Here is a 22,121-nt window from a genome sequence, read left to right on the forward strand (position 1 = left end):
TGGTCAGAACAGTCGATCATTTCACTGCTTTCTTACGAGTTCCAATGGCCTCTTTTGTTCTGAACGAGCCGCCTCCGCTTTTTTTGATCCAGCTCCGGCCGCTAGAATGCTCGGTGGCTTCACTCCTTCCTCCGAGGCAAAGTGCGCCTCTTTGTCAGGAGTTCCATCCCCCTCCCATTCTGAACGAGCCGCCTCCGCTTTTCTTATTTCCCAACACCGCAGCAGTTTTTATATTTTTTACCGCTACCACATGGACATAAGTCGTTACGTCTAACTTGTTCACCTTTAACAACTGGTTTTTTCTTTGCTTCTTCACCGCTATCTACTGGATGAATTGCTTCTCCTTGTGCCACTTCTTGGCGCTCTAAATTTTGTTCGATTTCCGCTTTCATAATGTAACGAGAGATTTCTTCTTCAATGGAAGCGATCATCGCTTCAAACATCGCAAAGCCTTCCATTTGATATTCACGAAGTGGGTCAATTTGACCGTAAGCACGTAAATGAATCCCTTCACGAAGTTGATCCATCGCATCAATATGATCCATCCACTTCGTATCTACAACACGGAACACAACAACTTTTTCAAATTCACGCATTTGTTCTTCTGGCAGAAGTTTTTCTTTTGCATCATAGCGCTCTAATACTTTTGCCATAATTGGTTCGCTCATCTCTTCTGGGGCAAGACGACGTAATTCTTCTTCTTTAATGTCGCCTTCTTCAAGAAGAGTTGTATTTAAGTAGTCAATAAGACCTTTTATGTTCCAATCTTCTTCCACTTCTTCTTGTGTATGAAGCGCAATTGCACGGTCTACCGTAGACTTCATCATCCCTTCGATGATGCTTCTTAAGTTTTCAGATTCCATTACTTCTTGACGTTGTTTATAAATTACTTCACGTTGTTGACGAAGTACATCATCATATTGTAGAAGCTGCTTACGTGCATCATAGTTGTTTCCTTCTACACGTTTTTGAGCTGATTCTACCGCACGAGAAACCATCTTACTTTCGATTGGTTGTGAATCATCCATTCCGAGGCGATCCATCATCGTTTTCATATTATCAGAACCGAAGCGGCGCATAAGTTCATCTTCCATAGATAAGTAGAACTGCGTCACACCAGGGTCTCCTTGACGTCCAGCACGACCGCGTAACTGGTTGTCAATGCGGCGGCTCTCATGGCGTTCTGTCCCGATAACGGCTAAACCGCCAACTTCTTTTACTCCTTCACCTAGCTTAATATCTGTACCCCGTCCAGCCATATTGGTCGCGATTGTTACAGCGCCTTTCACACCAGCTTCTGCAATAATATCGGCTTCACGCGCATGGTTTTTCGCATTTAAGATGTTATGACGTACACCTTTTCTTGTTAACATTTTTGAGATAAGCTCTGACGTTTCAATTGCTACAGTACCAACAAGGACTGGTTGACCATTTTTATGACGTTTCACAATATCTTGAACAACCGCATTGAATTTGCCTTCCATCGTTTTAAAAATTAAATCGGCACGGTCATCACGAATAACAGGTCTATTCGTTGGAATAACAATAACATTCATATTATAAATGTTGCGGAACTCTTCTTCTTCTGTCTTCGCTGTACCAGTCATACCTGATAACTTTTTATACATACGGAAGTAGTTTTGGAATGTAATTGTGGCAAGCGTCATACTTTCATTTTGAATTTCTACGCCTTCTTTTGCTTCAATTGCTTGGTGTAACCCTTCACTGTAGCGGCGTCCTTTCATAAGACGACCAGTGAATTGGTCTACGATAACAATTTCGCCCTCTTGTACCACATAATCCGTATCACGGTGCATAACAACGTGTGCACGAAGAGCTTGATTAATATGATGAAGAAGTGCTACATGTTTTAAATCAAATAAATTTTCGATATGGAATGCTTTTTCCGCTTTTGTAATTCCATCTTCTGTTAACATCACATTTTTTGTTTTTACATCAAATGTATAATCTTTTTCATTTTCTAATGTACGAACAAATGCATTCGCAAACATATATAATTCTGTTGATTTTTGTGCTTGTCCAGAAATAATAAGCGGCGTACGCGCTTCATCTATTAAGATAGAATCGACTTCATCAATAATCGCAAAATGAAGCGGACGTTGCACGCGCTGCTCTTTATATAGCACCATGTTATCACGTAAATAGTCAAAACCAAGTTCATTGTTTGTACTATATGTGATATCAGCAGCATACGCAGCTTGTTTCTCTTCCCGCGACATACTATTTAAATTAATTCCCACTGTTAGACCAAGAAATTCATGAAGTTTTCCCATTTCACTTGCGTCACGCTGTGCTAAATATTCATTGACTGTCACAACATGAACGCCTTTACCTGCTAAAGCATTTAAATATACGGGTAAGGTAGACGTCAACGTTTTCCCTTCACCAGTTTTCATTTCTGCTATATTCCCTTCATGTAAAGCAATACCACCCATTAACTGAACTGGGTATGGGCGCATACCCAGAACGCGGTGTGCCGCTTCTCGCACAACAGCGAAAGCTTCTGGTAATAAATCATCTACTGTCTCACCTTTTGCCAGACGTTCTTTAAACTCAGCTGTTTTTCCCTTTAATTGTTCATCAGTTAATGGCTTTATAGTCGGTTCAAGTGACTCGATTTGATCTACCATTTTCTGCATACGTTTAATTTGGCGTTGATTTGCATCAAATACCTTTTTTAAAATACCGATCATAGGAAATACGCTCCTCTTTTATTAAAATAACACCTCTGATTGTCTGCTCTCTATATTTCATCAATCAGTCGTGATAAAAAGCAATTTATGTTCTGCCAATTTCTCTCCTAATTTAAAAAACCAAAATGTATAAACCTAATGATAATTGTAACACTTGTTTTATAGCTATGACAACAATCGTCCAAATGTATCCTTTATATAAAATAACTCGATTTTTTATACTATGACAAAAAACGATAATAATACAGGAACAACTGAACAAAAATTCTATAAATCAGTGCTTCCTACAAAATAATAGGCACATTCTATTTCATACAATTCAAAAAAAAAGCGTAGCCTTTGACAGCTACGCTTTTGAATCGTTATTTTGCTTCAATTAATCCATATTTTCCATCTTTGCGGCCATATACGATATTTGTTTCGTTTGTATCTGCATTTGTGAAGACGAAGAAGTTATGACCTAACATATCCATTTGTAAAATCGCCTCTTCAACGTCCATTGGTTTTAAGTCAAATCGTTTTGTACGTACAAGTTCTAATTCATCTTCCTGTACTTCTTCTTGACCTAACTGATCCGGAAGAATAAAGGCAGTTTTAGCAGAACCTTTTTCACGTAACTTACGATTTACTTTTGTTTTATGCTTACGAATTTGACGCTCAATTTTATCAACTACTAAGTCAATTGCAGCGTACATATCGCTATGAGTTTCTTCGGCGCGAAGTAATAAGTCTGTAAATGGAATTGTTACTTCGACTCTTTGCTTGTCAGAGTATACTTTTAAGTTGACCTTCACTTCTGGGAATGTATCAAAATAGCGCTCTATTTTGCTCAGCTTCTTTTCTACATATTCCTTTAATGCTGGAGTTACTTCGATATTTTCACCACGAATGTTGAATTTCATAGATGAATTCCTCCTTTCAAGCCTATGTATATTATTTCGACACCGGCTTAAAAAACCCTTTTCACTTTTTTAAAAAAGTTGTTGAAATTGCAATTTTTATCGTTTTTTGTTGAAAAGATGCATCGTTTCTATTTTCATTTTACCCTATTAACACTATACATAACGAATATAAGTATGGACAATTCGTTACAGAAAAGAAACAACTTTTTGACAATACTTTCTACATAAGGAAAAATCCAATCGATAGCGGTTCTATCTAACAGAATCCATATAACATAAAAAACCCTTGTCACAGCAAGGGTTTCCAATTATATAAACGTTGCCACAATCGCAGCTCTATGTTCTTAAAATCCTTTACAACTTCACAACATTCACCGCTTGCGGTCCACGTGCTCCATCTACAATATCAAATTCCACATTTTGTCCTTCTTCTAATGTTTTATACCCCTCTTGCTGAATTGCAGAAAAATGGACAAAAATATCATCGCCATCTTCGCGTTCAATAAATCCAAATCCTTTTTCTGCATTGAACCATTTTACTCTTCCTTGCATGCTTGTTCCATTCCCTTCACTCTAAAAATCAGGACATTTGTCCTATAGTTTGACTATAACGAATGACAACCTGTCAAGTCAAAGAAGACTTGTCGCCTTTTTATTGTATCTTTCGACATCTACTATCCTCGGCAAAGCGTCAAACTGGATACACTTTGTGCACCTGCATGATATAGTAATTCACCGACTTGCCTCACCGTAATACCTGTCGTATATACGTCATCTATAATTACAAGATGTTGCCCTGTCAAACACTCTTCTTCTTGAAAGTAAAAAGGATTGGCAGCAGCTATCCTCTCTATTCTCCCCTTTTTGCTCTGTTTCTCTGTCTCTTTTCTAGTTAAAGATGTTGGTAAAATAGGAATTGGCAAGCAGGCTGCTAATCGTTCAGCCTGATTAAAGCCCCGCTCATACTCTCGTTCTTTACTAAGGGGCACAGGAATAAGGAATTGTGCATTTGAAAAGTATTTTTGAAATGTCGATACAAAGCCAATTTGAAAAACCTTCACAAGCTCTGCATCACCTCGAAACTTAAACCGTGCTAATATCTCTTTCATTCCATCATTATACACATATGTAGAACGATTCTTTATGAAAGGAAAGCAATTTTCCTCTTTCCATTTCATACAATCTCTACAAATTTCCCCGTACCTATATGCCGGATCAAGAGAAGATAACGGACGACCACAGCCATGACAAAATTCTCCTGTTATATAGGAAAGTTTTCGTTCACATAGATTGCATATGTATCTATCGTGAGACCGAATAAAAAAAGAATACCAACTCGCTTCTTCGGCAATATAATCGTCACAAAGTAAACAGTGCATCAATCTATCAACCCTTCTTGTTTAGCCCTTTTATTCATAAATTGAATATGCTTTTTCGCAGCAGTCATTGCTTTCGTTTTTCCATAATGAAAATAAATGACTTCCCCCTTTGGATTGTGAGAACTTCTACCAACGCGGCCCGCTATCTGAACCAGTGCACTTTCAGAAAAAATATCCTCTTCTGCTCCTAGCACAGCTACTTGTAAATTCGTGACCGTTACCCCTCTCTCCAATATAGTTGTAGTTATGAGTAGTGGTATATCCCCTTTACGAAATGCCTCTACTTTCTCTTTTCTCATTGGATCTTCTGCATGAACACCAGCAATTTTATGATGTAATCTTTGTAACACAGCCGTTACTTCCTCTACATAACAAATATGAGGAACAAATAAAAAGATAGGATAATGTTTTTGTAGATATATAAGAAGCCAGTCCAATAGAACTTGAGGAATTTGTTTACGTCGAAGTAGTTTTCTCCAATTTCCACACCATTTTAATTTAGGAACCGGTAATGGATGGCGATGATAACGTCCTGATATAATAACACCTTTTTGTTTACCATTTTGCACACTCTGTTTCCATTTCTCTTCTGGAGTTGCTGTTAAATAAATATAGGAAGCATCCTCCTTCGCCGCTTTTCTTACGGCCTCATGTAACATATGATCCATCGCATACGGAAAAGCATCAATTTCATCTATAATCATGACATCAAACGCCCTATAATAGCGAAGCAACTGATGAGTTGTAGTTACGATAAGCATCGCTTCTTTTTCATATTCTTTACTGCCTCCGTATAATGTCGCAAATGGTATATCTGGAAACACTTCTTGTAGTCGTGGAGCTAATTCTAATACAACATCTTTTCGAGGCGTCGCTATACAAACTCGCTTACCGTTTTTAAGCGCTTCATCTATGCCAGAAAACAACATCTCCGTTTTTCCAGCACCACATACCGCCCAAATAAAAAAGGACTCTTTCTGTTTAATTGCTTCTACTACCCCTTTTGCAGCCCTATTTTGCCCCGGTGACAATACTCCTTTCCACTGCAAGGCATGAGGAAAACATTCTTGTTTCCCTTCGCAAACACTTCGAACAAGCATCGTACATTCGCTTACTCGTCCCATCATAATACACTTCCGGCAATACGCACATACTTGATTACACCTTTTGCATAAAAATGATGCAAATAGACGTTTCTCTTGATTCCCGCAACGTTGGCATATATAATTGGAACTTTTTCGAACAATCCCTTTTTCTAATACAATCTCCCCTCTACTTATGAAATCGTGCAACTGTTCTTTTGACCATGAAAGTTCATGCAATAACATTTGTCTTCCTTTTTGTATCATTAGACATCCCCCCTTCTCTACTTTACTTCCTTGTCGTAACACTGTAAAAAATCAAAAAAGCCGATAACCTACTTATAAAATAGTAAGCTATCGACTTTATACACATGTTTTATATGTTACAAATCTTAGAATCTACCATAACCTAAGAAATGTTTTTGATTGTAACTGCTGCTTAAGCTAGAGTATGCAATACCTTTATCACCAGCATGAATCATTTGTCCATTACCAACATAAATACCAATGTGAGATGGACCTGCTTTGTAAGTACCTTGGAAGAATACTAAATCTCCTGGTTGTGGACTGCTTACTTTAGAAACAGAGTTCCAGTAACCAGCAACATCTTGACGACCTACTCCATAAACATAAGAGATGAAACCACTGCAGTCAAAACCACCGTTTGATGGAGATGCACTTCCCCAAACGTATGGCATACCTAAATATTGCTGTGCTTTACCAATTACACCAGGAGCTGGAGCTGGGTTTTGCGCAGGAGTTGGAGCTGATTTTTTCGGTTCTTTTTTAGGCTGTTCTTGCGGAGCTGCTTGTTGTGTTTGAGCCTCTGCTACTTGTTTTTGAGCAGCCGCTTCTTGTGCAGCCTTTTCTTTTTCTTGTTCTTCTTTTTCAGCTAATTGTTGTAAATATAACGCTTGCTTTTCAAGCTCTTTTAATTGACCTTCTGTACTTGTCATATTTTTTACAACAGTGTCCATTTTAGCACTTAATTCATTTACCGCTTCTTGTTTTTTTGCTTTTTCAGCATCAAGCTCTTTCTTTGCTGCTTCAATTTTTGATTGTGCTTCTTTCAGCTCTTTTTGCTTTTGCTTAACTGTTTCAACGTCTCTTTTCACAGCTTCTTGATCGCTTTGTTGCGTTTTCATAATATCTTCATCAGATTCAAAAATTTTAGAAACTGAAGTTAAACGATCTACTAAATCAGCAATGTTCTTAGAGTTCACAACAACCTCTGCTACAACGTTCGTATTTGGTTGTTCTTGAAGTGCTACTAAACGTTTTCTCAGCAATTCTTCACGTTTAGAAATCTTTGTTTGTAACTCAGCAATATGCTTACTTTTCTCCTCAATTAATTGCTCTGTTTCAGCAACTTTTTTTGTTGTTTCATCAAGCTTCGCTGTATTCTCTTGAACAGACTTATCTAAGTTTTGAATCGTTTTATTTAAGTCATTCATTTGCTTTTGAAGCTCATCACGTTCTTGTTGTTGTTTATGTAAAGTATCATTTTGTGCATTAATTTGTGTTTTTACGTCATCAATCTTTTCTGCGAATACATTTGGTGCTACCACTGAAAACATCATTCCTGCAGCCAATGCGCAAGATGCCATCTTTAGCTTTTTCATTTTGTTTTTACACCGCTTTCTTTTCCGAATATAATCTATTAAAACTTATACCATAATTCGGCAGTTTTTTTGTCAATGTTACGTTTTTGTAAAATAAATGTAATATTCTTTCGAAAATCCAAGCACAAACCAGCTCTAATTCTATATGTATTTGTAGAATCTTAAGAAAAAACATCGTTTTTTTATATAATTGTCATCTATTTGTTACAGAAAAAACGTAGGATCGCCCTACGTTTTTTCCAGTATACAAAGCATTACTTAACTTACTTTTATTTCACCCATTTTTCAGCCCAATTTTGAACCTCGTTCATAACACTCTCCAGTGCTTTTCCTTTATCAGTTAGTCCGTATTCAATTCGGACAGGTACTTCTGGATACACATTACGAACAACAATGCCTTCGCTTTCTAATTCCTTTAGACGCTCTGACAACATACGATCGCTCATATTCGGGATAATATCAGCGATTTCTCTAAAACGCTTCGGCTCTTCTAATAAAGATTTAATAATTAACCCCGTCCACTTCTTACTAAGCAGTGTGAAGGCCGACTCGAACTTTGGACATAAGCAAGAATTATGCTCCATATGTTTCACCTCTCTTTTATTGTAATATAGTTTCTTATAAAAAGTAAGCAATAAAACTTTCTTCATTTTAAATTATGTACATTTTATCATTCCTAAATATTTACTTGTCAAATAAAGCGGGAATTTAATCCGCATTTTTCCCTCACCACTGCTAACTAGTCTTCTCAAATTGAGGACCTACGAACAATAAAACTTCCATTTCCAAAATAGAAATAAATGGTAGGATGAACGGACATACCAATCCGTAAAAAAACTCTCTTCAAAAAAGAGAGCTTTTACATTTTTTATTTTGTATACCAACCTAAGCCAATCGAGCCTTCTCCTAAATGCGTACCAATAACAGCTCCAAAATAGCTAGTTCGAATTGTAACATGTGGATATTTCTCTTGCAATTCTTGCTTCCATGCCTCTGCTTCCTCTTCACGATTTGCATGAATAATAACAGCTTCCATTGGCAGCCCTTTACTCGCCTGCTCATCAAAGATTTCAACAATGCGCTTTAATGCTTTTTTGCGCGTACGAATTTTTTCAAAAGGAATAATAACTTTATCTCTAAAATATAATATCGGCTTCACTTGAAGTAAGCTTCCAATAAACGCTTGCGCACTATTCAAACGACCGCCTCGTTGTAAATGATGTAGATCATCCACAACAAAATATGCATCAATCGTCTTTTTCATCTCATCAAATCGCTTTAAAATCTCTTCAGGTGTCTTGCCTTCACGCGCCATTTTTGCCCCTTCACGAACATAAAACCCTTGCACTTCACAACTGATTTCAGAATCATATGCGTACACATCAATACCCTCGACCATCTGTCCAGCTGTTGTCGCTGTTTGATATGTCCCACTAATCCCACTTGAAAGATGGATACTAATAACAGCATCATATTCTTTTGCTAATTCTTCAAACAGCTCGACAAACTTTCCGATTGCCGGCTGAGAAGTCTTTGGCAATTCTTCTTGTTCACGTACTTTCACATAAAAATCATCAGCTGTTATCTCTTCTTCCTCTTGATAAGATGTTGTTCCGAAAACAACATTTAATGGAATCATGTGTATATTGAGTTCTTCACGAATATGCTTTGGTATATATGCTGTACTATCAGTAACAATAGCTGTTCTCATTTTCGTACCTACCTTATAAAAATTTTTTATTCCGCTATTTTAGGGCAGTAAGACTCCCACCTCAAGGTTCAAAGAGTAACAAAGAAGATAGGTGGGAGTAGGAATGCCCGTAACAGCCCGATTGGTGAGGGCTCATAATCAGTGATGGATGAAGAACCCCCCACTGATTAAAGTTTCACTTTATTTCTAATTTTACACGAAAACTAGAAAAGGTGCATTAATGTATGAAAATGCTGGTTAAAAATTATAATAAAAGCATCAACAAATTACAATAAAAACATTAAATCTCCGCCTAAATTTACGATATATTTTTAAAAAATGTTTGAATCTAAAAACGCTCCCTTTTACAATGTAAATACTAGTGATTCCGAAAGATAGGGGCGTATATCATTGTTATTACAATATTTAACAATCAAAGGCTACGGTGAGCACGAAATTGTCATTCAAAAATCAAGATTTATCTGTTATATTAGCCGAGCCAAAACTGAAGAAGAGGCGCAAGCATTTATCCAAAAAATAAAAAAACAACATTGGAATGCGACGCATAACTGTTCTGCTTATTTAATCGGCGAACAAGATCAAATTCAAAAAGCAAATGATGATGGCGAACCGAGCGGTACAGCTGGCGTTCCAATGCTAGAAGTACTTAAAAAACGCGGTTTGAAAGATACCGTCGTTGTCGTTACACGTTACTTTGGTGGTATTAAACTAGGGGCAGGCGGTCTCATTCGCGCATACGGAAAATGTACAAGTGAAGGGATTAACCATGTAGGTATAGTCGAACGAAAACTAATGCGTGTGATGAAAACAGAGATTGACTATACATTACTCGGAAAAGTTGAGAATGAATTGCGCCACTCTGAGTATGCCATCAAAGATATACAGTACTTAGAGAACGTAACGTTTGCTACGTATGTAGAAGAAGATCAGAAACAAAACTTTACCGATTGGATGATTGAACTAACAAATGGGCAATGTACAATTAAAGAAGACGATATGCTATACCTCGAACAAGATGTCCCACAATAAATCTTGTTCTGAGTGACAAATATAAAAGACTATTCTAACTTCCATTATGGAAATAGAATAGCTAAGATTATAACCTTACATTAAAAGGAGATTATATATGGAAGATCGTTATCATCATCTCCAAAAAAGAAGAGTAAAAAAGAAACGTAGACGTAAATTGGTTCTCTTTCTTATTTTTGCATGCCTATTTGGCAGTGTAGGGCTATACTTTCTTAATTCTTACTCTTCACTTATGGAAATGTATAATGGCTTTACACGCGATAAATCCAAGTTACGTGCAGAAGATGTAGAAATCACAAAAACTCCGTTTACCGTTCTTATTATGGGGATTGAAGATTATGCAACAGATGGGCAAAACGGTCGAACGGATTCCCTTATGTTTGCAACCGTGGATCCGAAATCTAAAAAGGTCTCCCTCATGAGCATTCCACGTGACTCACGGGTAACGATTGCAGGAAAGAATAGAAAAGACAAAATCAATGCCGCACATGCTTATGGCGGAGAAAGTATGGCAATAGACACTGTTGAAAACTTTTTAGAAGTTCCTGTTGATCACTATGTAAAAATTGACTTTAAAGGATTTAAAGGAATTGTCGATGCAGTGGGAGGCGTTACTGTCGATGTCCCATTTGATTTTTGGGAACGTTCCGATACGAACTATGATAAAAAAATCCACTTTAAACAAGGAAAGCACGATTTAAATGGGGAGGAAGCTCTTGCTTATGTTCGCATGCGAAAGCAGGATCCAAATGGAGATTACGGCCGTGCCGCAAGACAGCGTCAAGTACTTGCTGCTGTTATACACAAATTGAACTCTGCATCAACCGTATTTAAAATTAAAGATTTAGCAGATGTCGTTGGAAAATATATAAAAACTGATATACCGATCTTTGATGGGCTTGCTGTTTACAAGAAATTTTCTGATTTCGATCCTTCTCATATCGAAACGTTAAAACTAGAAGGAGAAGACAAAAAAATAGATGGAATCTATTACTTCATTCCAGATGAAATAAGCATGCAAGTTATTCGTAATTCGATTAAGAAAAATATCGGAAAAGCTGATGAACAAACAGAATCAACAACCGATACAAACGAAGGAACAGCAGAGCAAAATAAAGATGCAAACAAAAATACATCTTCACAATCAGGTGCAAATAATGAGGAGAAACCTGCTGCAAACAAAAAAGTACCAGAGTCACCACCCTCTACAAATGCGCATGCAGAGTGGATTATGCGAAATCATCAATAAAAAAGAGCCGATGCTATAAAATGTACCCTATAGGATAGACACTTAAAAAAAGGTCTATTCTATAGGGTATTTCTTGTATAATGAGAGAAAAATGAGAATCGGAGACATTTCAAAATGACGAAAAAACTATTTACAGAAAAAGAAATTGAAATACTATCAAAAAATCGATACGTAAAATCGGTCAGCCCAAAAGGAATTACTTATACCGACGAATTCAAGCGTATTTTCATTAAAGAAAACGAAAAAGGAAAACCCCCTCGCATTATTTTTGAAGAATGTGGATTTGATGTAGAAATCATTGGCATACAACGTGTTATATCATCAGGAAATCGGTGGCGTACTTCCTATAAGAAAGATGGTGTATTTGGTCTAAGAGATACGCGTAAAGAAAACTCAGGAAGAAAGCTAGAGAGAGAACTTACATTAGAAGAGAAATATGCGCGTTTGGAAGCGGAACGAAACCTATTAAAAGCTGAAAATGAATTGTTAAAAAAGATAAAACTTATGGAAGGGAGGATGAGAAAGAACTAACGTTACGACCTAACCAAAAATATATGTTAATTCGTTCTATTATTGAAACATACAACCTCAAAACATGGATATGCAGAACAAAAAATATCCGTTTTCTGGACCCCTTTTCTATAATTCTTAGTACATACTAAAAGGAATCTTATTTCCAAAACAGAATAGTTATATTTTAAAATTACTTTTGTATTTTTTAGAGGAGGTGAATTAATGTTAAAATTTATTTGGGCAATTGCATTCGCTCTAATTATATTCTTTTTAGTGCGCGGTACGTTTATACCATATATAGCTTCTAATGAAAATATTGTAGCTTTGTTTGTAATTTTCACAGTAGTTATTATTAATTCATGGATTATTGACTTAATAAATCGTTTATATAAAAAGAAAACCGAACTAGATAAATAGTCTAGTTCGGTTCTCTTTTTTATCTTGTATATTTCATAACTTTTGTATCAGTGTATACTTTCTTACCATTTTTAATTGTATCCGTTACTGTTTTTACATAATGGTTAACAGCATCGATATCTCTGTATGCTTCAGTATGATAATACGTAACAGAAGGTTGATTAAAATACATTAATCCGCTTGCGACTACTTGTGCTGTAACCTGTACTGGTTTCCAAGGAATATAAGAAGATAATCCATTTACTAAAATAAGTCCTACATTATAACTGTCTTTATTAATTCTATTGCTTGAATCTTTACTACTAGCATGTTTCCAATTGAAACTACCATCAGCAATAATTACTCCCTGCGTATTACTTGTACGAGTTTCAGTGCCTGAAACCTCTCTATTAATAACGTTTTCATTTTCATCAAATTTTACTGTTTCGCTGTATAATACTTCAAAGTCTGCATTTGAAGTATCCAAAGGTGATGTTACACCTGCAAATTTTGCGGATGAATTAGCAGCTTCAGGTGCTGTAGGCGAATCTGCATATGCATTACCTGCACCCCATCCAGTACTAGCTAACATTCCACCAACTAGTAACATTGGGATTGTTTTTTTCTTTAATAAATTTTTATAACCCATAATAACATCTCCATTCTTTTGAAAATTTATGCTAATTTACCGGTATTTACTAGCACACCCCTGATAATAGACTATAAAATCCAAAAAAATAAACAATATTCAGATTAAAATTTTCACAAAACAATTCGACAAACCTTCTTAAAACCATGTCATTACTGGATTAAGAATGATTTTTATATAAATAATCCTATCTTTACAATCTAACAATTTACCGATAAATTTACGTCAATTGATAAAAAATATTTTAAAAATTAAGAATTATATTTATAAAGTTATTTTTTACAACTTATTACAATTAAACTTTGTTATGATTGATTTTATATAAACTAAATAAAGGAGATTGCGATATTAGAATTCTGAATAATGAGAAAGTTACAAAATTATTAAATGAATGGTATAAAGTTATTCTATCTAAGCAAATAACAAAAGCAACAAGAATGAAAGAAGAAGTTGATGAAAAGATTAGTGTCTTAATGGTCGAACAAAACCGAGATCTACAAGATCAAAATCTCTTATTGTATTATTCCCTATTGGATTATAGTTATAAAGTGTTAATAAATAAATCATATGTAACTCGTAGTGATTTTGATGCAGTTGAAAAACTTACAACAAAAACTATTGATGAGTATTTAAAATACTACTACCATTTCTATAAAGCTGTGCATAACACCATGATTGCTAACTATATGGAAGCTATGGAGCAATTTGAAGAAGCTGAACGACTTTTAGAGTATATTCCTAATGACATTGAAAAAGCTGAATTTAATTATAAACTTGGTGAACTATATTACCATCTTCAACAACCTTTATTAACAATTAAGCATGTAATGAAAGCAAAAGACATATACAAAAAACATGAAGATTATGTAATAAATCAAATTGAATGCGATACAATCCTGGGGTTGGCAAGTGTCACTTTAAGTCAGTTTGAACAAGGCGAAGAACTTTTTGTTAAATGTTTGGATATGGCTAAAAAACATAACTGCACTCGACTAATTACCTTAATTCAGTATAACTTAGGTTTCCTTTATGCAAAACAAGGTATATCCGCAACTGCAATTCGACATTTAATGGATGTATATAAATCTGAAAAACCATATCATAAAACTGTATTCTTACTGGCTCGAGAACATTTCAAAGTAAATGAAATTGAAAAAGCACAAGAATTTTTGACTGAAGGCTTTGAATTAGCTGATGTTGAATATACACATCATTTACGAATACTTCGAGCACAATATGATGAAAATTATAAGCAGAATCTAGAAACAACGATTGCAGATGGACTAGATTACTTTGAATCCCAAAAACTTTATGGCTTTATTGAAGAGTACTCTGGAATTTTAGCGAAAAAACTTTATCAAGAAGGTAATCATGAGAAAGCTAGCCAATATTTTAATATATCTTATGATGCTAAAGAATTGCTTCAGAAGGGAAGTGCGTTAAAATGAAAAAAGTACTAATGGGATTTGTTAGTTTTGCTGCTGTTTTAACTATTGGAAGTTTTGCAGAATCTTATACATCACAAGCTGATCATGGTAGACCGCCTGCACCACAACGACCAGATTATGTTTCTAGTTATGAAGATAAGGCACATGGAAATACTGGAGTGGTTGCTCTTGACCATGGTAGACCGCCTGCACCAGCATACGAATACGGTGATGTTTATACTGATCATGGAGAACATATTTAAATACCTAAAAAAGAGGACGCTGTGGCGCCCTCTTTTTTGTAATATCATACATTACGACCATATTAATATATTAATTTAGAAATAACATAAGTGATAATGTTCCATAGTACCAAATACGATCTGATTTACATTCTTCAATACCAAACCACTCATTTAATCTCTGGCACTTTTTCGCAAAGAATGAGCGGATTGTTCCGAACAGTTCCTTTTTACTACGAGTTTGTGGTAGAATAGGCTCACTAGTAGTTAATTTGAATAGGGTATTTGACATTGTTAAATCATCCTTTCAGATTTTCAAAGTGTAGAGAACGCTCTTTCGTGCCGGCAAGCTGTGAAGAGCGTTCTCTTTTTATATTCGGTTGTAATTACTCTTTTTCGAAATTACCGCCCCTACCTAACTTAGGACGTTTTCTTTCAACTTTTTTAGGCTCTACTTTTTCTTCTTTCATTGGAGAAATAATAATAGAACCACTTGTATGCATGTATTGTCTAATAGCACGAACCATTTCAGCTTTTCTATTACGTGGTAAAGATTCTAACCACTCTTTAATGTCTTTATCTAATACATCATCATAAGACAGAAGGTATGTCTTATTCGCCATCTTCTTCGCCTACCTCGAATTTACCGTATCTGTAGAAGCCCTCCACGTTTGCAGTTTGGCTTTCTTCTAATTTTGTTACTTTACCAATCCATTCTTCCAATAACTCATGGAATGTATTCGCGCCACCATCAGAAACTAGCACTTCATCAAAACGGTCAAATGTTTTCCATGCATTATTTACTCCGTTTACGATAAAATCATAAACTTCTTTAATAGATGCAGTTTTTTCATCATTAAAATCAATTGGATCCATACGCTTTGAAGCTTGGTAAGCACCTTCTTCAAATACTTTTTCTAATTTATAATCATTAATAGTTGCACTTGTTTCTTTTTTAATTTTAGCTACGATTGGTTCATAAACATCATGCATTCCTTTTGGAACAGAAGTAGATTCTTTTTCACGACGCAGCATAGAGATTACATCTAAATCTGTTGTACCAGTTCCGATATCAATAATACCTACTGTCATATCTTCATAAGTATCATCTGCAACAAATCCATCTTCATCTAAATAACGGCTCATAACTGTTCCTACCGGTTGAGCAAGAACAATAACATCTACAACATTAATCGATACTTTTTTACCATTCACCTCAAGATCATGAGCTCCTTGATAAACTTCTTTAATTTCATCAACGGCTTTTGTTCCGATTTCCTCGCTTGGAACGCCCGTTATAACTAAGATTTCATCATAACTTTTCACATTTGTTTTAGCAGCCATTTCAGCTAATGCAATTTTTGATAGAGTTTTATACTGATTAGTTTTATAACGATTTTGTTGAGCGTATGTGTTTAAAGTATTGTTCACTTTAATTATGTCATCGCCCCAAACATATTCTGTTCCTTCAACTTTATATGTTTTAAGCTTCATCTTACCACCAGACAATGCTTCTCCTACATTAGAAGAGAAATATGCGCGTTTGGAAGCGGAACGAAACCTATTAAAAGCTGAAAATGAATTGTTAACAAAGATAAAACTTATGGAAGAGAGGATGAGAAAGAAATAACGTTACGACCTAACCAAAAATATATGTTAATTCGTTCTATTATTGAAACATACAACCTCAAAAATATGGTGAAATATTTGTGCGGGATCGCTGGTGTTTCACGTTCAGGATACTATAATTATTTTTCTGTTTCTTCGCAAAGGCAGCGAAAAAACAGAATAGATCAGGATGAAATAACGAAAGAATGGATATTAAAGGCATTTCGATTTAAAAACCGAAAAAAAGGGGCTCGTCAAATCAAAATGACATTAGCGGGTCAATTTCAAGTTGTCTACAATTTGAAGCGTATTCGTAGAATTATGAAGAAATACGGGATTATCTGTCCGATCCGCAAAGCGAATCCTTACAAAAGAATGATAAAAGCGACGAAAGAACATTTCGTGGTACCAAATTGATTGAAGCGAGAATTCAGGCAAGGTACCCCTGGAAAAGTGCTTCTTACAGATATCACCTACCTGTTTTATGGTAAGAATCAGAAAGGATATTTATCTACCATTTTAGACGGATCCACCAATGAAATTTTGGCCTATCATGTTTCAGAACGACTTACACTAGATATCGCAACGGCGACTCTTCACAAACTAAAGAAGAATAAGATGGTACGATTAACTAAAGATGCCTATATTCATTCTGATCAAGGTGCTCATTACACAAGTCCTATCTATCAAAAATGAGTCAAAAAATTAAAGCTTGGACAATCTATGTCAAGACGAGGGAACTGTTGGGATAATGCCCCCCAAGAATCTTTTTTCGGGCATTTTAAAGATGAAGCGCATATAAAAGCTTGTACATCTTTTTCCCAGCTAAAACAAGAGATTAAAGACTATATGAAATACCATAACCAGCATAGATATCAGTGGAATTTAAAGAAGATGACTCCTGTTGAATACAGAAATCATCTTCTCGCGGCTGCCTAACTTTTTTTTAAATGTCCTTTACAAAGGGTACAGATTACTACTCAATCGGCTCTTTTTCTCGTTATTTATTAAAATGTTGTAAGATTGCTTCTACAATACGTTCTGAAGCACGACCATCACCGTAAGGGTTGGATGCCTGCGCCATTTTATCATGCGCTTCCTTATTTGATAATAACTCATCCGCAAGTGTAAAGATCGTTTCTTCATCTGTGCCTGCTAATTTCAATGTACCAGCTTCAATTCCTTCTGGACGCTCTGTCGTGTCGCGCAGAACAAGAACTGGCACCCCAAGAGATGGCGCCTCTTCTTGCACACCACCTGAATCTGTTAGTATTAAGTAAGAGCGAGCTGCAACATTATGAAAATCAATTACATCTAGCGGTTCAATTAAATGAATGCGATTATGCTCTCCTAAAATGTCATTAGCTGTTTCACGTACAACAGGATTCATATGAACCGGATATACAACTTGTACATCTTCATGTTTGTCAACAAGGCGCTTAATTGCACGGAACATGTTGCGCATTGGTTCACCTAAGTTCTCGCGACGGTGCGCCGTCATAAGAACAAGACGGTCGTTACCAAGCTTCTCTAGAACAGGATGACTATATGTTTCTTTTACAGTTGTTTTTAGTGCATCAATTGCCGTATTTCCTGTTACAAAAATACGAGACTCGTCTTTATTCTCTTTTTGTAAATTTGTTGCTGATTTTGCTGTTGGAGAAAAATGCAGATCAGCCATCACACCTGTTAATTGGCGGTTCATTTCTTCTGGATATGGAGAATACTTATCCCACGTACGAAGTCCTGCCTCAACGTGACCAACAGGAATTTGATTATAAAAAGCCGCAAGACTCGCAATAAATGTCGTTGTTGTATCACCGTGAACAAGAACGATATGCGGCTTTGCTTCTTTCATTACTTGATCGAGACCTTGTAAACCACGTGTTGTAATATCAATTAAAGTTTGACGGTCCTTCATAATATTCAAATCAAAGTCTGGTGTAATTCCAAAAATATTTAATACTTGATCCAGCATTTGACGATGCTGCGCTGTTACAGTCACAATCGATTCAATTTTATCCGGATGCTTTTGCAGCTCTAATACAAGAGGTGCCATTTTAATCGCTTCTGGACGTGTTCCGAAAATCGTCATTACTTTTAAACGTTCAGTCATTTCACTGCCTCTTTTCTTTCACAAATTACACAATGTCACTACTATACTTGATTATAGACAAAAATAAAGCGAAGCAAAAGTAAGTGCTTCATTAGACAATAATTGAAACATTACGATTACAAATACTCTTTCTTCCTATCGAGTAATAATCGATTTTATGTTTCTTCACATCCTCATCAGTATAACAATTTCTCCCATCAATTGAACTCCCCCCACTTAGCTAACGCTTGAAGTGGGGGATTCCTACGAACACCGATGTACCCATCGGTTATTTAGTAGGCTCCCCCCGTAGTTCCTACGGTTAATACGAAATTCGTATGATATTTACAGTCTTATTTTTGGTCTGACACTTGGTTTTCATGCCACAGATTTGATAGTTTATCCTTTTTGCGACTTTCGAATGGTGTAGGCGAACGACAGCCACCAGACAAGTTCTATTTACGCAACAAGCAACCACGCTTGAATTCGTTCTACATGTATTGTAGCAAAGATGTTGGCTAATGCCAATCGACATTCATCTCCCACTTATTCATTGGGCTACACCCTACACATTCTTTGAAGTGGAAGTATTCTGTCGGGAACTGATAAAGGCAATATATCTTGCTAATGGATACTTGTGAATCGATTCCTACTCTGTTACAATAAACGCTGCATAAGCTCCAACTATTGCTTCATATTGAATTTCGTCACCAAATACTTGCTTGAGATGAGAAAGGGCTTGTGGATCGTATACAACGACGTTCTCTCCTATCTTGATTAATTCTTGTATGATGACAAGAGATGGGCCCTCTCGAATATCATCTGTATTTGGTTTGAAAGATGCTCCTAACACGACTATTCTTTTTCCTTCCATATCTATCCCTTGTTTTGCTTTCTCAATTAACAATCTTTGTTGATTATGATTCACCTCAATGACAGCCTTTAATAATTTAAAGTCATGGGCAACATTTCCAGCAATTTGAACGAGTGCCCTAGTATCTTTCGGAAAACATGATCCTCCGTAGCCAATACCGGCCTGTAAGAAAGAAGAACCAATGCGCTTATCCATCGCCACTTCTATTATATTTGCCCCGGTTTTCTCACATATATTTGATATTTCATTAATAAAGCTAACTTTTGTAGCTAAAAGAGCATTCGATGCATAGTTAATCATTTCTGCACTACGGAGATCTGTTATAAAAAAAGTCATATACGCCTGAACCTTCTCGTAAAAATTCCAGATTTGACACTACTTCTATTTGGTGCTGGCTACATACATTCTTATACATCCACTTCTTTATTAACTCGTTCGTTCCCACAGGAACTTTACTTTTGGTAATGATAATGACATCTCGATTTACATATGTCCCAATATCATAACAAGCATTCTGAATATAAGTTAAATCAGCAGTTCCATTTGGCAAAGAAAGCGTTCCTACCACAATAAAGATGTAATCCGAATGCGTAAATGCCTCCCTTTTGCTAGAAGTGAATGCGAAACGGCCTTTTTTATTCATTAACGTTACTAAGCGCTCCAAACCCCGTTCATAAATCCGCATGTCTCCTTGCTGTATTCGCTCTATTTTCTTTTTATATCAAAACAGATAACAGAATACCCAACCCCCGTAATTAATCCAACATAACCCGCACCCACCACTGTAATTTTCATTTCATTTTTTTACACAGAGTGACTATCATGAAATGTGCTGACATACATAAGAGGGTCCCTGTTCTTCCTCCTTTCACAGATCAGTACACAATCGTGATACTTCTAAATACGACATAGGAGCAATCATTTTGATGAAGGAAAAGTGAGATACGACTTCTATTATATGAACCGTCTTTTCTTTCTTTTTTAAAATTTTGTAAAAAAAACCATCTCTTTTTTTATATTTTTTACAAATATATCGTCACATGTTATGTAAACTTCCATATTTTAACGTGAAATGTACGTATTCTAACGTGTAACACTTATAGTAAAGAAATTATGATACAAACGAGTAGCACGTCACTACACATATAAAACGAAAGAAGTTGAAACGGCTCGTCTTACCTCAAGATTCAGAGAGAAACAAGGAAAATAGGCGGAAATGAGGGGGTACGTAAAAGTCTGATTGATGAAGGCTAATCATCAATCAGGGATGAAAAGCCCCCTTTTACTCTATAGTAAAAAGTGTTACAGAAACGTTACAACATACTTCATTGACATGATATTTGTCATATATTTTATCTATTTCCAATTGCAGTGAATAGAAAAAAAGATTGAATTCTACTCTTTTTGTGATACCATATGTTATGAGCCTGCAAACAAACATCATAATTTTCAGATAAAACATTTAGAAATTAAGTTAAATTATCAAAGGTGGGGTATTAATGAACTCACAAGTGATTTATGCAGTTTTGGCATCTTTCATTACTGTACTCGTAGTCACTCCGTTCGTTATCAAATTAGCTTTTAAAATTGGAGCAACAGATAAGCCAAACGCACGTAAAGTACACCAAAAAATTATGCCTCGTCTCGGTGGACTGGCAATCTTCATTGGTGTAGCTGTAGGATTTATTGTTAGTGGATTATATGAGCAGAGAATGCTATCAATAACTTTAGGTGCTGTTATCATCGTTATCATTGGGATTTTAGATGATATGTATGAATTATCAGCAAAAGTAAAATTCGGTGGACAACTATTAGTTGCAATACTAATTGCAAAGAGTCAACTGTTAATCCAAGTCCTTTATATTCCATTCTTAGGAGATACAGAACTTGGACTACTTGCATATCCAATTACCGTATTTTGGATTGTCGGTATTACAAACGCGATCAATTTAATTGATGGATTAGATGGCTTATCAGCTGGTATTTCCTCCATTGTTCTTGCAACATTGGCATATATGGCCTTTACCAGTCCAATGGGAACTGGGGCAGTCATCATCTTACCATTAGCACTTATCGCGCTTGCAAGTACAATTGGCTTTTTGTTCTACAACTTCCATCCAGCAAAAATCTTTATGGGAGATACAGGTGCACTATTTTTAGGATATTGCATTTCTGTTATATCATTACTTGGACTATACAAAAGCGTAACGTTATTCAGTTTCATTGTTCCTATTATCATTTTAGGTGTTCCTGTTTTCGATACGGCATTTGCGATTATTAGACGTATTGTAAATAAAAAACCAATTTCTGCGCCAGATAAATCGCATTTACATCACCGTCTATTAGCGATGGGATTCTCGCATCGAACAACGGTACTCATCATTTATGCATTTGGCATTTTCTTTAGCGTAAATGCCATTATCTTCACGAGCGCAACATTATGGTTATCGATTATTCTTTTATTCGCTTTGATTTTCTTTACTGAAATCGTCGCTGAAATAATTGGTCTTGTGCACGAACGATATAAACCAATTATTTCCTTTTATAAAAAAGTGAAAAAACGTGAAGAATAATAATAGTATTGCCTTTATTACTACGAAATATTCAAATAGCATCCTTTCTTTTTAAG

At 35.8% G+C, this 22,121-nt stretch carries 19 protein-coding genes and 3 pseudogenes; 8 read left to right on the top strand and 14 right to left on the bottom strand.

The features are described from left to right. Positions 1–203: 203 nt before the first annotated feature. From secA to BCER98_RS18840, 8 genes are all read right to left on the bottom strand, one after another. Entirely contained in the window at positions 204–2,714 is a 2,511-nt protein-coding gene (gene secA / locus BCER98_RS18805) for a preprotein translocase subunit SecA (RefSeq protein ID WP_012096177.1), read from the bottom strand. A gap of 362 nt (positions 2,715–3,076) precedes the next feature. Then, positions 3,077–3,616, bottom strand: coding sequence for a ribosome hibernation-promoting factor, HPF/YfiA family (gene hpf / locus BCER98_RS18810; protein ID WP_012096178.1), 540 nt, complete (start codon positions 3,614–3,616; stop codon positions 3,077–3,079). A 354-nt stretch (positions 3,617–3,970) separates the two neighbouring features. After that, a complete protein-coding gene (locus BCER98_RS18815; RefSeq protein WP_012096179.1) occupies positions 3,971–4,168 on the bottom strand; it encodes a cold shock domain-containing protein in 198 nt (65 codons plus the stop codon). Between the two features lie 122 nt (positions 4,169–4,290). Further along, complete coding sequence (locus BCER98_RS18820) at positions 4,291–4,995, bottom strand: ComF family protein (protein ID WP_012096180.1); 705 nt, start codon at positions 4,993–4,995, stop codon at positions 4,291–4,293. After that, on the bottom strand, positions 4,995–6,341 hold the full coding sequence (locus BCER98_RS18825) for a DEAD/DEAH box helicase (protein ID WP_109090172.1): 1,347 nt from the start codon (positions 6,339–6,341) through the stop codon (positions 4,995–4,997). Before BCER98_RS18825 ends, BCER98_RS18820 begins: the two co-directional genes overlap by 1 nt. 128 nt (positions 6,342–6,469) lie before the next feature. After that, positions 6,470–7,699, bottom strand: a complete 1,230-nt coding sequence (locus BCER98_RS18830) for a C40 family peptidase (RefSeq protein WP_012096182.1) — start codon at positions 7,697–7,699, stop codon at positions 6,470–6,472. A gap of 269 nt (positions 7,700–7,968) precedes the next feature. Continuing rightward, positions 7,969–8,283, bottom strand: coding sequence for a winged helix-turn-helix transcriptional regulator (locus BCER98_RS18835; RefSeq protein WP_012096183.1), 315 nt, complete (start codon positions 8,281–8,283; stop codon positions 7,969–7,971). A 284-nt stretch (positions 8,284–8,567) separates the two neighbouring features. After that, entirely contained in the window at positions 8,568–9,410 is an 843-nt protein-coding gene (locus BCER98_RS18840) for a DegV family protein (protein ID WP_012096184.1), read from the bottom strand. Between the two features lie 390 nt (positions 9,411–9,800). On the opposite strand from BCER98_RS18840, the gene BCER98_RS18845 reads away from it, so the two are divergent. The 4 genes and pseudogenes from BCER98_RS18845 (at position 9,801) to BCER98_RS18860 (ending at position 12,618) form a co-directional block, all read left to right on the top strand. Beyond that, positions 9,801–10,439 (top strand): YigZ family protein, encoded by a 639-nt coding sequence (locus BCER98_RS18845; protein WP_012096185.1) that lies wholly within the window; start codon positions 9,801–9,803, stop codon positions 10,437–10,439. A 97-nt stretch (positions 10,440–10,536) separates the two neighbouring features. Next, on the top strand, positions 10,537–11,688 hold the full coding sequence (locus tag BCER98_RS18850) for an LCP family protein (protein ID WP_012096186.1): 1,152 nt from the start codon (positions 10,537–10,539) through the stop codon (positions 11,686–11,688). Positions 11,689–11,802: 114 nt separating this feature from the next. Further along, a pseudogene (locus BCER98_RS18855) lies at positions 11,803–12,308 on the top strand (HTH domain-containing protein); the annotation flags it as partial. A gap of 115 nt (positions 12,309–12,423) precedes the next feature. Beyond that, positions 12,424–12,618, top strand: coding sequence for a hypothetical protein (locus tag BCER98_RS18860; protein ID WP_041810129.1), 195 nt, complete (start codon positions 12,424–12,426; stop codon positions 12,616–12,618). A gap of 19 nt (positions 12,619–12,637) precedes the next feature. Here the strand turns inward: BCER98_RS18860 and BCER98_RS18865 are convergent, their stop codons facing one another. Further along, positions 12,638–13,246: a hypothetical protein gene (locus BCER98_RS18865; protein WP_012096187.1), complete on the bottom strand. Its 609-nt coding sequence runs from the start codon at positions 13,244–13,246 to the stop codon at positions 12,638–12,640. A gap of 347 nt (positions 13,247–13,593) precedes the next feature. On the opposite strand from BCER98_RS18865, the gene BCER98_RS18870 reads away from it, so the two are divergent. Together BCER98_RS18870 and BCER98_RS18875 are read left to right on the top strand one after the other, a co-directional pair. Further along, entirely contained in the window at positions 13,594–14,694 is a 1,101-nt protein-coding gene (locus BCER98_RS18870; RefSeq protein ID WP_176371964.1) for a response regulator aspartate phosphatase, read from the top strand. Further along, complete coding sequence (locus BCER98_RS18875; protein ID WP_012096189.1) at positions 14,691–14,936, top strand: hypothetical protein; 246 nt, start codon at positions 14,691–14,693, stop codon at positions 14,934–14,936. The genes BCER98_RS18870 and BCER98_RS18875 overlap by 4 nt, the downstream gene beginning before the upstream one ends. 70 nt (positions 14,937–15,006) lie before the next feature. Here the strand turns inward: BCER98_RS18875 and BCER98_RS18880 are convergent, their stop codons facing one another. The 3 genes from BCER98_RS18880 to BCER98_RS18890 all read right to left on the bottom strand — a co-directional run bounded on the left by BCER98_RS18880 (position 15,007) and on the right by BCER98_RS18890 (position 16,409). Then, the gene (locus BCER98_RS18880; RefSeq protein WP_041810131.1) at positions 15,007–15,207 is read right to left on the bottom strand and encodes a hypothetical protein; all 201 of its coding nucleotides are present in this window, start codon (positions 15,205–15,207) and stop codon (positions 15,007–15,009) included. A 94-nt stretch (positions 15,208–15,301) separates the two neighbouring features. Further along, a complete protein-coding gene (locus BCER98_RS18885) occupies positions 15,302–15,538 on the bottom strand; it encodes a hypothetical protein (RefSeq protein ID WP_012096190.1) in 237 nt (78 codons plus the stop codon). Beyond that, complete coding sequence (locus BCER98_RS18890; protein WP_235436426.1) at positions 15,528–16,409, bottom strand: ParM/StbA family protein; 882 nt, start codon at positions 16,407–16,409, stop codon at positions 15,528–15,530. The genes BCER98_RS18885 and BCER98_RS18890 overlap by 11 nt, the downstream gene beginning before the upstream one ends. Before the next feature lie 25 nt (positions 16,410–16,434). Between BCER98_RS18890 and BCER98_RS18895 the strand changes: the two are divergent. Then, positions 16,435–17,462: pseudogene (locus BCER98_RS18895) on the top strand (IS3 family transposase); the annotation flags it as partial. A 61-nt stretch (positions 17,463–17,523) separates the two neighbouring features. Here BCER98_RS18895 and wecB read toward each other — a convergent pair. Together wecB and BCER98_RS21500 are read right to left on the bottom strand one after the other, a co-directional pair. Further along, positions 17,524–18,639 (bottom strand): non-hydrolyzing UDP-N-acetylglucosamine 2-epimerase, encoded by a 1,116-nt coding sequence (gene wecB / locus BCER98_RS18900; protein WP_012096193.1) that lies wholly within the window; start codon positions 18,637–18,639, stop codon positions 17,524–17,526. Positions 18,640–19,270: 631 nt separating this feature from the next. Next, a pseudogene (locus tag BCER98_RS21500) lies at positions 19,271–20,287 on the bottom strand (UDP-glucose dehydrogenase family protein); the annotation flags it as partial. A 704-nt stretch (positions 20,288–20,991) separates the two neighbouring features. Between BCER98_RS21500 and BCER98_RS18910 the strand changes: the two are divergent. Beyond that, positions 20,992–22,065 (top strand): glycosyltransferase family 4 protein, encoded by a 1,074-nt coding sequence (locus BCER98_RS18910; protein ID WP_012096194.1) that lies wholly within the window; start codon positions 20,992–20,994, stop codon positions 22,063–22,065. Positions 22,066–22,121: the final 56 nt, after the last annotated feature.

The sequence above is a fragment of the Bacillus cytotoxicus NVH 391-98 genome (genome assembly GCF_000017425.1).
GTDB classification, from domain to species: domain Bacteria; phylum Bacillota; class Bacilli; order Bacillales; family Bacillaceae_G; genus Bacillus_A; species Bacillus_A cytotoxicus.